This is a genomic window from Limosilactobacillus reuteri subsp. simiae (genome assembly GCF_020784875.1).
Lineage (GTDB): Bacteria > Bacillota > Bacilli > Lactobacillales > Lactobacillaceae > Limosilactobacillus > Limosilactobacillus reuteri_H.
In genome coordinates this window covers 107,124-120,373 of sequence record NZ_JAJGUI010000107.1, presented here as the reverse complement: position 1 = coordinate 120,373, position 13,250 = coordinate 107,124, and the positions used below count along the sequence as shown (strand labels likewise).

Genomic DNA, 13,250 nt, shown 5'->3' with positions numbered 1-13,250 from the left:
AATAAAAAAACATGAGGGTGAGAAAAAACTTTTGTTTTTTCTCACCCTCCATATCCTATTTAAATCCATCCGAAAAGACGTCGCGTCCCTGAATGAAGTAGTCCACTCCAGAATAAATAGTAAAGAACAAGCAAATATATAACATAATTTGGCCAAATGGAATATTCCAAATAGCAAAAATAACATTATTTAAGAGTAAGAAGATAATTGCAATAAACTGAGTAGTTGTCTTAATCTTCCCCGGCATTTTAGCAGCTAATACTACCCCGTCTTGTTCCACTAACAATAAACGTAAGCCCGTAACAGACAATTCTCGCCAAATAATGATTGAAGTTACCCATGATGGAACAACACCATTTCCAGTTAAAACGATAAATGCAGTCATGACAAGCAACTTATCAGCAAGCGGATCAGTAAACTTTCCAAAATTAGTTACAAGATGGTGCCGTCGCGCAATTTGTCCATCAAGATTATCAGTAATTGTTGCTGCAATAAATAAAATAGCAGCAATAAGCTGAGCCATCGGGATAGTTGCTCCCCAAAAACTTACAGCTCCCCAACTTTGTAATGGCAGAACCATTAATAATAAGAAAAAGGGAATAATAATTAAACGTATAACAGTTAGTTTATTTGGTAAATTCAATGTTCTAACTCCTTTAGTCCTCTTATATTAACGAGTTGGTTGATTATTTTGCTGACTAGTACTTGTCTGAGGACGACTGTTATTATTAGCAGCAGACGGTTGAGTAGCATTATTAGGACGTGCCGAGGATGACGAAGCTTGGCTTGAGCTATTTGACGGCTGACTTGCTGAACTGCTGCTTGTTTGGGTACGTCCAAAGTTAATCGTTACATTCCGCGTGTTCTGGTAACGGCCATTATTAGTAAAGTCGATTTCTTGATTACCGAGTTTTAATTTTGTTGCTCGGGCATTGCCAACCGTGATTACTAATGAAGTTGTATCACGACTTATTTTTACACTAGTTTTTTCATTGTTATTCAAAGTTCTGTTTAATAAGTCATTATTATTTGCTCTTACTTGCATCCAAGAACGATCACTTGGTTCAATTTGTAGCGTTGTATCTTTAGTAAGTTGACTTGCTGTGTAAGTAACGCTTGTGTCATTCCGATTAGGTGCTTCTTGAAGCTTGATTGCCGTTGATTTACTTTGCTTTGTACTTGCCTTTTTAGCAGAGGTAGAGGCCTTCTTACGACTCTCTCCAGAAACAGATACTGAACTATTATCAATCCGTGTAGAAGAATCGCGATGATTGCGAGCAATAGCCGTAATCCAAATAGCTGCCAATACTAAAATAATCACGCAAGCAATAATAATCGTTGGCATGTAGTTACGAACCTTATCTACGCTCCCACTAACAGTTTTTCGTTGGTTTGCACGAGTTTCAACTGCTTGAGCCAAGTGGTCGGAATACTCTTCCGTTTTAGTCTGTGGTAATTGATCATCGTATTTTTGCAATAATTCATTACCATCTAAGCCCACTGTATTGGCATATTGCTTAATGAACGCACGAACATAAAAGTCACCAGGAAGTTCATCAAAATTTTCATCTTCAATCGCGATTAAATACCGCTTTTGAATCTTAGTCATTTGTTGAAGGTCATCAAGGGTATAGCCCTTTTCTTCCCGTGCTTTTCGTAAAATTTTACCGATTTCTAGTCGTTTTTGATCGTTCTCGTTCTCACTCATTATTCTATCTCCATTTTCATTTATCTTTACTCTTGGATATTATATCATGCTCAATTATATATTAGCTTATCGGAATAAATCTATAGGAAAAGTTTAGTTTATTGATGTTGCGGAACAACTTGGTATACCGAAATACCTTGCGGAGTAATAAACTCTTTTGCAACTTGATAAAGATCATCAATCGTAATAGTTTCCAAGGTCGCTATCTCATCCATCAAGCTAGCGCCAGCAAACAGGTCCCCAGCATAACGATTAGCAATTGCTTCTGGCGAATCTAATAAGCCAATTAACCGCCCTAGTTCTGCCTTTTTAATTCCCTCAAACCTTGTCCGCGCCGCTTCAATTTGCTGATCAGCACTTTCAAGAATATCAATAACCTCATCGGCAAAGCGTTCCATCTGATCAGTATCAGAGCTAAAGTACGCAAAATGAAAGCCCCGTTGCATTTCAAAGTTGTAGCTAAACGTGTCATCCAAGGTTTCATTGTTGTACAAACGCAAATAGTTATCTGACGTATCGTCAAACAAAACATCTAACAAAAGATCAATTGCTAATTTGTAGTGGAGCCGTTCTTTACCATCATCAAATTGCTTGGTCCCTCGTAAGCCTACCATCACTTTAGGACGAACAATATCCATCGTTAATGAACGGAATGGAATTACATCATGCGCAGTTGGATCGTTCAAGCTAAATAACCGTTGGGGTGTCTCTGCGGGAGCGAAAATCTTTTGTTCTTGGTTTTGCTTGATCCACGACATTGTTTCTTCTGGATCTAAGCGTCCTACAAGGAAAAGGTTCATATTGGTTGGTTGATAGAAAGTCCGATAACTATCCATCAAAATTTCTGGTGTAATATGACTGATTGATTCAACCGTTCCCGCAATATCAATCCGCATTGGATCTTTGGGATATAAATTGCCTAAAATACCTAAGTAAAGCCGCCAACTCGGGTCATCCTCATACATTTGAATTTCTTGGCCAATAATTCCCTGCTCTTTCTTCACTGTTTCTGAAGTAAAGTATGGATCTTGAACAAAATCCAATAGAACATCTAAATTCTCATGGAGATTACTAGTCGTCGAAAAAAGATAACTTGTTTGGGTAAAACTAGTAAAGGCATTTGAATCAGCTCCTAGTTTACCAAACAAGTCAAAGGCATCATGATCTTTTTTCTCAAACATTTTATGTTCAAGGAAGTGGGCAACCCCGTCTGGAACAGTAATCGCCTCCTTTTGATGGTACGGTATAAAATGATTATCAATGGAACCAAAATCTGCTGTTAAAATAGCATATGTCTTATGGTAGCCTTCCATTGGTAAGAGCTGGACTTTCAAACCATTTGATAATTGTTCACGGTAAATGGACTGGTTAAATTTTTGATAAACTTCTCTATCCATATAATTATTTCTCACCACTTAATAAATAAACTGCCTGAAGCTTCATCTGTTTAGCAACACGCATGACGTCAGCTACGGTTACTTTTTTTATTTCGGTAATAAAGTTCTTATCCGATTCATTAACTAATTTGGTAACTAATTGTTGTTCCAAAACATTACTTGCCAAATCATGCCCTGCCCGGTATTGGTTAATCAAACTATCTTGAACTTCACTTAGCGTCTCAGTAGTAAAATCACCATTTTGTAAAGCGGTTAATTGTTCCTGAATCATATTTTGAACTTTTTCTTGGTCACTCGCTTGAATTCCCGTTTGAACACTTACAATCCCATTGAATGGAAGAAGCCGGCTAGAAGCATAATAAGCTAAACTAGCTTTTTCACGGACATTCGTAAAAAGCTTTGAATATGGCGTGCCACCAAAAAGTCCATTAAAAACCAAGCCAGCATAGTAATCGGCGTCATGATAATAGACAGGTAAAGAATATGCCAAATTTAACTTTGCCTGATTTACTTGTTGGTATTCTGCTTTTCTTTGAACTTGATCATACAATGCTTGATGATATAAAGGTGAATTATTAACAATATCGCGATCTTTAAAAGGCAACTTAGCAATAACTTGCTGAGCACGCATTGGATCAATATCACCTAACACGAAAATATCAATTTTATCTTCATTAATCATTGAATGATACGTTGAAACTAAACTTTTAGCATTTAAGTTCTCAAGATCAGCAATTTGACCGAAACTAGGAACTTTCATTACAGAATCATTTTGGTAGTACAAGTCCATAAGACGTTGATTAGCCAAAAATTGTTTATCGTCATAAAGCGACTTTATCGCACTTTTTAAATTATTAGATTGAATCCTAAAAGTAGGACCATCAAATTCCCCGTCATCGATTAGGGGATGGAAAATGATCTCATTTATTAAGCTACTAATCTTTTCAAATAAATCTTCATCAACAAAGCGATCATTAACAAAACTTGCTCGCAATCGAACAGTATGTAATGTCCCCAGCCGGTTAACATATAAATTAACATAAGCACCATATAAAGATGCCAATTGACGAGCCAAAGCCGTCTGTGTTGGATAGCGATGCGTGCTGGTCTCTAATAGGTTTGCCAATAAATTTCGTGCAGTAGCATTCGTTGGTGTTTGCGGAGTCGCAAAATCTATTAAGACGTGATTCATCTTAAATTGTTTTGTGGGTATAATGTGCAAGTCCACGCCACGAGCAAGATTAAAATCCACGTTCTCTTTCTCCCTTCAATATAAAATGCAGCAAGAGGGGTTCCACTAGCTGCAACCTAGTTACATTCGAATTATCATACTGAATAATGATACGTTAAATATGACTAAATTACAAACCGATTACGTAAATTCATCATATTTTTATTAATTTGTTTGTAGGAAACAATAAAGGGCAGAGACTATTTCCCAAGTCCCTGCTCTTTTTATTTAGTATTATCTGGTCCCAAGTAGTTACTATCTTGACCGAACCATTTTTCATTAAGCTTCCGTAATTCACCATTTTTCTGCAAATTACCTAAACCTTGATTAATTTTCTTCTTTAAGGTCTTGTCACCTTTCCGCATTCCCACTGCAAAATGTTCCATTGGCAACTCTTTGCTGATATAAGTGCGATACGAATTACTATTTGGTTGGTGCTTAATATAGTAATTAGCATAAACCTCGTCCATTAAAATTCCTTGAATTCGATTTGCATTTAAATCAATAAATGCATTAGGAAATGTATCATAAAGTACTGGTGTATGGTTCTTTATTTTATCCTTTAATAACTTTGGCTTCTCATCCAAAACGGTTACTCCCGTTGAACCATTCTGCACTCCGAGTGTTTTGCCCGTCATCCCGTTCAGATTTTTAATGTTACTCTTCTTTTTAGTTACTAATATCTGCCGATTCTCTAAATAGTAACGACTAAAGGCAACTTTTTTGGCACGGCTAGGATTAACAGAATAACCATTCCACAATAAGTCAATCGTACCGTTTTTTAGCTCAGTCTCTTTCATTGACCAATCAATTGGCTGAAAATCAACCTTTATCCCATACTGCTTAAAAACAGCCCGGGCAAGATCGACATCATAACCAACTAGTTTTCCATTCTTTTGGCGAAAACCCATTGGAACAAAGCTATCATCAAGGCCAACAATCACTCGTTTCCGTCGCTCGATCCGGTTCCATGTATCTTGCGTATCAGCACGCTTTGTTACACTTTCACAGCCACTAAGAAGGAGAACAGGTACTACTAACAAAATAAGTAACCAAATTGCTTTCGCTTTTTTCATCAGTATTTCTCCTCTCACTATTTATTCTGACGTTGATCAAGTGGTTGTACTCGTAAAATATCATCAGCAATATCTTCCGCAAATTCTAAATCGTGAGTAACAATTAACTGAGTCATTCCGTCCTTCTTTAATCCTAAAATAATATTAGCCACATCTTTTCGGAGGTTTGGATCAAGCGCTGATGTCGGTTCATCATAGCACAAAATTTTAGGCTTCATTGCTAATGCACGAGCAATTGCAACCCGTTGCTTTTGTCCACCCGAAAGTTGGTAGGGGTATAATTTTCCTTTTGTATTAAGGCCTAATTCTTCAAGCAGTTTTTGCGCATCAGCAATTGCTTCTTGTTTATCCTTTTTCAATACCATCATCGGCGCTAACGTGATATTTTCCATTACCGAAAGATTTGGGAAAAGCTTAAAATCTTGAAAAACCACACCGATTACCCGGTCAGCTGCATCTGTTCCCTGAGGGTCAAATCGACGACCGTTAATGAAAAACTCACCACTATCAGGAGTTTCCAGTCCAGTAATACAACGAAGTAAGGTTGTTTTCCCAGCACCTGATGGACCAACAATACAAAGAATTTCACCATCTTTAACTGTTAAATTAACCCCATCTAAAATTTGCCGATCGCCAAAACTCTTTTTTAAATTTCGAACTTCTAACATTTAGATCCCCTCCTTTACTTGAAGTATGCATAACATTTTTCAACTTGCCGCAGAATTAATGTACAAATTCCTACAAGGATCAAGTAGATTAATCCGACCAACATCAATGGAACAAGCGTGACATCCCGTGAAGTTGCTACATTTCCTGCACGAAGTAGGTCACCGAGACCAATTACGTAAACTAACGATGAATCTTTTACTAAGTTAATAACTTCATTTCCAATTGATGGAATAACAATTTTTATTACCTGGGGAATGATGATCTTACGAAGAGTTTGCCAGTAGCTTAGGCGTAAAACACGAGCGGCTTCAAACTGGCCTTGATCAACAGATTGGAAACCACCACGGAAAATTTCAGCAAAATAAGCTGCATAATTCAAGATAAAAGCAACTAGGGCGGCATCGTAACGTTCAAAAACAATGCCAATAATTGGTAACCCATAGAATACAAAGATCAGTTGAAGCAGCAAAGGCGTTCCCCGCATTAACCAAACATAAATTTCTAATATCCACTTCAAGGGTTTGATTTTAGAAGTAAGTCCTAAGCTAACCAAAATTCCTAATGGCAGCGATCCAACTAATGTCCAGAAGAAAATCTGTAATGTAAGAGCAGCCCCTTGGAATAATGAAGGTAGAATTTCACTTATATATTGCATTGACATTTACTATTGCCTCCTTAAATTATTGACTAATAGAAATAACAGGAAAAGAAAAAATCCTCTAGGAGATACCTCCTAGAGGACGAGTACATCGTGGTTCCACCTCATGTTTACAAACATTTCGCAATATTTGCCTTAATAAGTCTATTTTAATGAAACAAAAAACACCCTCGAGCCTAAACTGGCTACGAGGGCGTTTCCGCGGTTCCACCTCATCTTGCTATTTTCTCACGAATAATAGCCTTAGTGAGTTCATTAAAATAAACTCCGCGCTGTAACGGGCTTCCCCGGGTCTTCCTACTATGGCTTTCAGAAGGCCAACTCACAGATGTGATTCAAGCCGAAACATTGATCCCTTCCCATCATTAAGGACTCTCTTTGCAATGCTTAAAGCTCTACTAGTCTGTTCACTGTCATTTATGATATTGTAAATATCCTATACTGGAATATCTATTGTGTCAAGCACTAATTTTAAATTTGATCATCGTCTAATGCCCAGCGATATATTGCGCGAATTGGCCAAAAGAGGACAACAAAATAAATTAAATTCAATGCTAACGTTGGAGCAAGCGTATAAATAAGATAGTCGCCAAAACCAACATTAGTAATATTCACTAAATAATATGCCCAATAATTAAACGTCTCAAAAATGACAATATCAACAAAGAAAATCATAATCATCGAAAGAAATGATGAACTAAAATAACGAGATAAAATTTTAGTTATTTCGACTACTAATGGATACAAGAAAATATACAATCCTAAAATTCCCGAAAAGTATAAATCGTAAACTGCACCGGCAGCAATTGCAAATGGAATTAATGGAATCTCAATATCATCTTGAAAGAAGTACGATAAGACTAACCATAGTAAGACAAGTTCACTCACCATTGAATAGGGATAACTGAAAAATAATGGTGCCCACACATGGCTTAAGGCTCCGTCCAAAAACAGACATACAAATAAGCCAATTGGGAATATATATTTTAAGCGTGATAAACGATACATAATTTATCACTCCTGCGAAGCTGCTTCAGCAACCGTAACAATATTAATATCATTAAAGTCCGTTGCTGGAGTAATATAGATTTTCTGGGCGAGGCCATAATCATCTTTACCGACATGCGACACGCGACCAACGTAAAGTCCCTTTGGTGTCACACCACCCATTCCACTGGTTACTACTCGGGTACCCTTTTTTATTTTAGCTTTAGAAGTTACTTGTCCCATTTCAAGCTCGTTATTTCTTGCATTATATCCGGTGATAATCCCGTTAATCACCTTCCCATTTTGACCATTAAGGGTAATTGCAAAACGATTTGATGATTCACTAGTATCACTCAATAATTCAACTTTACTATTAGTTTTATTTACTTCTGTAATCCGACCAATTAACCCACTACCACTCATAACGGGCATATTCTTCTTAATACCACTAGATTGCCCCTTATTAATCACGAGTTGTCTTTGCCATGAAGAAGGTGTGCGCATTAACACAGCCGCTGTAACTGTATTATAGTCGGTCATTGAATTATTAAGTTTTAACTGTTGTTTTAATTGTTTATTTTCATGAGCTAAGGTCTGATCACGGACTTTAGTTTGTGCTAATTCAGTTACTTGCTGTTTAAGTTCACGGTTTTCAGAATAAGTATTCATCAACCCATTTATTGAACTCACACTTGTCTGTGCCCAATTTACAGGGAGAGCAACTGCACTATCAACAAAACCAACAATATCATTTCCAAATTGTTGGATAATCGGTGGTGTATTTCGTCTATTCCGTAAAGAAACAGAACCTGCCATTAGTCCAAAACAGACAACTAGAATTATCACAGCAATAACTAATCGGCGATTGGAAAAAAATTTCTGCATTATGACCCTCCAATGCATACACAAGGTAATTAAGACGGGGCCTGCCAAACAATTCTGCTTGGCACTCAGCCCCGTCAATCATTAGTTAGTACTAATGATGATTCATCGCTGACGTCACTGTCAGAGAATCATTTTACTTTTTCTTCATTACATCAATACTCTTTAATGACTCGCCGGTACCAATAGCAACACAGTCAAGGGGATCATTAGCAATAAATACTGGTACTTTGGTTGCATCTGCAATAACATCTGGTAAATGCTTTAATAATGCGCCCCCACCAGTTAATACAATCCCGTGATCAATAACATCAGCAGCAATTTCTGGGGAAGTTTCTTCAAGTGTTCCTTTAATTGCCGTAATAATACTATCAACAACATCTTGGAGGGCCGTTGAAACATCCTTCGCAGATACTTGCATTGTCTTTGGCAATCCAGTTACAAGATCACGACCGCGAACTTGTGTTGTTCCCATTTCTTCAGCAGCTTCAACAGATGCAGACCCAATATCCCACTTAAGCTTTTCAGCTGTTCGTTCACCAATTAGTAAGTTCATATGTTGACGAACATATTGAACAATTGCATCATTCATCTTATCTCCTGCCATTCGAATGGACCGGCTTGAGACAATACCACCTAATGAAATGGTAGCAACATCAGTAGTACCGCCACCAATATCAACAACCATACTACCGGTTGGATCCATAACCGGTAATCCAGCTCCAATGGCTGCTGCAAATGGTTCTTCAATAACATAAGCATCACGAGCACCTGCAACCCGAGTCGCATCAATCACTGCCCGCTTTTCAACTTCCGTGATCCCACTAGGAACACATACCATAACATATGGCTTACCATTATTTCCTAGTGCTTTATCAATGTAATACTTCATCATTGCAACTGTTGTGTCGTAATCAGCAATAACACCGTCTTTCATTGGTCGGATAGCCACAATGCTTTCTGGCGTCCGTCCGATCATATCACGGGCATCACTGCCAACAGCGATTACTTCGTTAGTCTTAGAATTACGAGCAACAACTGATGGTTCTCTTAATACAATACCCTTACCTTCAAGGTAGACAATTGTATTAGCAGTTCCAAGGTCAATGCCAAGATTTTTTGTTCCAATTCCTAGCAATCTGCTTCTTCCCTTCGTCTTAAAATCAAATTAATATCGTGCATATTATACCATAGCCACTCGGTACATACGAACATTAATATACATTAATAAGAACAAAGAAAGCGTAATTATTGCAATAAATTAAAAGTTTCTTTACTTTTTAAGCTCATTAACGAGACTAGCTTCACGCCAACTATGATATGTATCACGTCCAACAATCATAAAGTCAACTAAATGAAGTCCAATAATCTCACATCCTCGTTCTAAGCGACGAGTAAAGGACTCATCTTGCTTAGAAGGATGAATGTCTCCCGTCGGATGATTGTGGATCATAATAATTCCTTGAGCTGAACACCGGAGCGCATATTGAAAAATCTTATCAGGATAAAGAATACATTCGCATCCGCCGCCTACAAACAAAATTTTCCAATCAATTATCTCATTATGGATATCTGTACAGGCAATACAAACACTTTCTTGCTCCTCACTTTGAAAATGTTCAACCATCTCGCGTCCTAATTCGATGCTCGAATAAGCATGGCCAATAATTTCTTCGTGACTTTTAGTTACCATCTTCCCTAATTCAATGGCAGCAAAAAAGTTAAGCATTTCTGGCGCCCATTCATTTATCTCATTTTTTTCAATACGTGAAAGCCGTTTAATTGCTAGGGGAGTAGGACACTTACGTAAAAAACGTTGACATAATTCCTGCTTCTTTGTTCCCAGTTTATCAGGAATAGCCATCCAGACTAATTTTGTATATTCGTTAATCACTTCATTTTCCATAAATAAATAATTCTCCTTTTTACACTCTATATATTTAAATACGGAAAATTTGTGCTTTTACACTTTTTAATTTAAAAAGAATTTACGAACATCTGAAACAAAATAAAGAGAACCAGTAATAATCATTACATCATCCGCACTCATTTGACTTGCCACCTGCCCGATCCCTAATTGCCAGTCGTTAATAGTCTGGATGGGGTATTTAGTTGGAATATCAGCAATAGCCTTTGCTAAGTCTGCACTTGGCCTTTTAGGACCGGGACCAGCAAAGTGAGTAACAGTTAAGTGAACATTCCCCAAACTTGCTAATTCACCAAGCATTAATTCATATTGCTTATCAGCCAGAATCGCCACCAAAAGGTAAACTTCCCGATCGGCAAAATCATTCTTAATAGTATGAACTAGGGCCTGAACACCAGGAAGATTATGAGCGCCATCTAATAAGACCAGAGGAGTAGTATTTATTTCTTCTAATCGACCCGGCCAAGCAGCATTTTCTAATCCCGATATCAAAGCACGGCGATCAATTGCCAGCCCACGCTTCTCCATAAAAAGCTCAAGAGCCATCAAAGCAACTGCTGCATTTTCTATCTGATAGTCGCCTGGCAACCCAAGAATTATTTCTATTTTTTTCAGATTTTTTCCTTGATACCGAATTTTCGCGTGGAACTGATGACCATTAAGTTTGTGAACAGTAAAGTCTTTTCCTAATTCAAAAACCGGGGATTTCTTCTCCTTTGCATCTGCGAGAATAGTTTCGCGCGCTTCTGTTGGGAGAGCACCTAAAACAACTGGGACACCTTTTTTGATTATTCCCGCTTTTTGAGCCGCAATCTTAGCTAAAGTATCACCTAAATACTTCATATGATCCCAGCCAACTGTCGTGATCACGCTAACAACTGGCGTAATTACATTAGTAGAATCGTATAGCCCCCCAATCCCTACTTCAAGCAATACAACATCAGGCTTCTTTTCAGCCATATAGCAAAACATTAATGCTGTATCAATTTCAAATTCAGTTGGGCCGCCTGTTTCTAATGTATCATCAAGTTTTTTGACAACAGGGGCAATTTTTTGAACTAATCTTAAAAGATCATCATCACTAATTGGGATTCCATTGTACTCAATTCGTTCATTAAATCGTGTAATAAAAGGCGATGTAAAACTTCCAACAGTAAGGCCACTTTCCAGTAAAGCAGACCGCATCATTGCAACCGTTGATCCTTTACCATTAGTTCCTGTAACGTGAATGTAATTAAGTCCTTTTTGTGGGTTCCCTAATTCTGCTAAGAATCGTTTCATCCGTGTGAGCGTTGGAATTTTCTTGAATTGTGTTCGTCCATGAATAAAAGATAATGCTTCATCATAAGTTTTAATCATTTATTTCACCCTTTATTTATTATAGCCATACCTTTTTAGCATATAAATATAAAAACGAGGCTGTTGAAAAAACAAAAATTTTTTCTCAGCCTCATTCATTTTCTAGTGATATAAGTCAAAGCGTCCTTTAGCAAATAGCTCTTTCAAACCACCTGTTTCTAACAAGGAACGGTCAGCAATAATTTTCTTCATTGCTGAAGCAGGATATCCACGTAATTCATGACCCATTGCTTCACCAAATGCCCGCGTGTTACCAACGGAAGCAACTGTTCCTAAGGACTTGTAAGTAAATGGCTTAGCTTCATGCTTGCCAGTCTTAATACGGCTAACAATGTCTTCAGCCGTGTAATCAGCCATTGCTAGAGCGATTTGTGCAGTGGTTGGGTATGGGCGTTTACCATCCGGTGGCATTACGGCAGCAACATCCCCAATGATGTAAATATCATCGTGCTTAGGATCTGTTAAGTGGTCAGTAACGATTACCCGGCCACGCTTAGCATCAAAGCCACATTCTTCCATCAATGGATTACCACTTACTCCAGTTGTCCAGATGATTGTACCAGCATTAAGGGACTCTTCATCATCATCTCCATGCTTGTAGATGACTTTCCCAGGTTCAATCTTGCTAATTCGTGAACCATCAAGCAATTGCACGTTAAGGCTCTTAACAAGGTTTACCCCATATTCGGCAAGTTTTTCACTAAACATTGGAAGTAATCTTGTTGAAGCTTCAATCAGCGTAATTTTAATTTCATCTGGTGAAACTCCAGCGATTTTGGCATAACTTGCTCGAGCGTCAACAAGCGCCCCTGCTAATTCAATTCCAGTAAATCCACCACCGCAAATAACAATTTGAAGATCATCAGGATTGTGAGTGGTACGATAATCTTTCATTTTGGCAATGATATGGTCATAAATTGCTAAAGCTTCTTTAACATTAGTCATTGGTAATGCATTTTCTTCAGCACCAGGGATTCCAAAGGTTTCTGAAACAAAACCGAGCCCTAATACACAATAATCATAGTGCAGTAGTTCTTCATGACCAGCAAGCTTAACCGTCTTTTTATCAGGATCGATCTTTACAACTTCATCTTGGATAAAGGTAGTAATTTGTGGATTAATAACATCACTAATTGGATAAGTGATCCTTGAAGCACTTTGCGTTCCCGCAGCAGCTTCGTGTAAATCAGTAGCTTCGTAATGATAATCATTACGATCAACTAATGTAATATGGACATTAGTTTTTAGCTTTTTTTGTAGTAAAACAACTGTCTTTAAGCCAGCATAACCAGCTCCAAGTACAACAACTTCTTTCATTACTATTCATCCCTTCATCAATAGTCCTATTTATTATAA

Annotated in this window: 13 protein-coding genes and 1 other annotated feature; all 13 genes read right to left on the bottom strand. The window is 37.7% G+C overall.

The window, feature by feature from the left end; genetic code table 11:
- Positions 1 to 55: 55 nt before the first annotated feature.
- Entirely contained in the window at positions 56 to 643 is a 588-nt protein-coding gene (pgsA, locus tag LMC10_RS06855; RefSeq protein WP_003666663.1) for a CDP-diacylglycerol--glycerol-3-phosphate 3-phosphatidyltransferase, read from the bottom strand.
- A gap of 27 nt (positions 644 to 670) precedes the next feature.
- Entirely contained in the window at positions 671 to 1,708 is a 1,038-nt protein-coding gene (locus LMC10_RS06850) for a helix-turn-helix domain-containing protein (protein WP_229269292.1), read from the bottom strand.
- A 98-nt stretch (positions 1,709 to 1,806) separates the two neighbouring features.
- Complete coding sequence (gene yfmH, locus LMC10_RS06845; RefSeq protein ID WP_020842949.1) at positions 1,807 to 3,105, bottom strand: EF-P 5-aminopentanol modification-associated protein YfmH; 1,299 nt, start codon at positions 3,103 to 3,105, stop codon at positions 1,807 to 1,809.
- A 4-nt stretch (positions 3,106 to 3,109) separates the two neighbouring features.
- Positions 3,110 to 4,357, bottom strand: a complete 1,248-nt coding sequence (gene yfmF / locus LMC10_RS06840) for an EF-P 5-aminopentanol modification-associated protein YfmF (protein ID WP_229269291.1) — start codon at positions 4,355 to 4,357, stop codon at positions 3,110 to 3,112.
- A gap of 203 nt (positions 4,358 to 4,560) precedes the next feature.
- Complete coding sequence (locus LMC10_RS06835; protein WP_003676073.1) at positions 4,561 to 5,412, bottom strand: amino acid ABC transporter substrate-binding protein; 852 nt, start codon at positions 5,410 to 5,412, stop codon at positions 4,561 to 4,563.
- A gap of 17 nt (positions 5,413 to 5,429) precedes the next feature.
- Positions 5,430 to 6,080, bottom strand: coding sequence for an amino acid ABC transporter ATP-binding protein (locus LMC10_RS06830; RefSeq protein ID WP_003666656.1), 651 nt, complete (start codon positions 6,078 to 6,080; stop codon positions 5,430 to 5,432).
- 14 nt (positions 6,081 to 6,094) lie between these two features.
- Positions 6,095 to 6,742, bottom strand: a complete 648-nt coding sequence (locus tag LMC10_RS06825) for an amino acid ABC transporter permease (RefSeq protein ID WP_003666654.1) — start codon at positions 6,740 to 6,742, stop codon at positions 6,095 to 6,097.
- A 183-nt stretch (positions 6,743 to 6,925) separates the two neighbouring features.
- Positions 6,926 to 7,159 (bottom strand) — a binding site (T-box leader).
- A 51-nt stretch (positions 7,160 to 7,210) separates the two neighbouring features.
- The gene (gene mreD, locus LMC10_RS06820; RefSeq protein ID WP_003666652.1) at positions 7,211 to 7,747 is read right to left on the bottom strand and encodes a rod shape-determining protein MreD; all 537 of its coding nucleotides are present in this window, start codon (positions 7,745 to 7,747) and stop codon (positions 7,211 to 7,213) included.
- Between the two features lie 6 nt (positions 7,748 to 7,753).
- A complete protein-coding gene (mreC, locus tag LMC10_RS06815; RefSeq protein WP_003666651.1) occupies positions 7,754 to 8,611 on the bottom strand; it encodes a rod shape-determining protein MreC in 858 nt (285 codons plus the stop codon).
- A 133-nt stretch (positions 8,612 to 8,744) separates the two neighbouring features.
- Positions 8,745 to 9,746, bottom strand: coding sequence for a rod shape-determining protein (locus tag LMC10_RS06810; RefSeq protein WP_003666650.1), 1,002 nt, complete (start codon positions 9,744 to 9,746; stop codon positions 8,745 to 8,747).
- Between the two features lie 135 nt (positions 9,747 to 9,881).
- A complete protein-coding gene (locus LMC10_RS06805) occupies positions 9,882 to 10,514 on the bottom strand; it encodes a JAB domain-containing protein (protein ID WP_229269290.1) in 633 nt (210 codons plus the stop codon).
- 66 nt (positions 10,515 to 10,580) lie between these two features.
- Positions 10,581 to 11,894, bottom strand: coding sequence for a bifunctional folylpolyglutamate synthase/dihydrofolate synthase (locus tag LMC10_RS06800; protein WP_229269289.1), 1,314 nt, complete (start codon positions 11,892 to 11,894; stop codon positions 10,581 to 10,583).
- A 102-nt stretch (positions 11,895 to 11,996) separates the two neighbouring features.
- Positions 11,997 to 13,211, bottom strand: coding sequence for an NAD(P)/FAD-dependent oxidoreductase (locus LMC10_RS06795; RefSeq protein ID WP_035155840.1), 1,215 nt, complete (start codon positions 13,209 to 13,211; stop codon positions 11,997 to 11,999).
- Positions 13,212 to 13,250 lie beyond the last annotated feature (39 nt).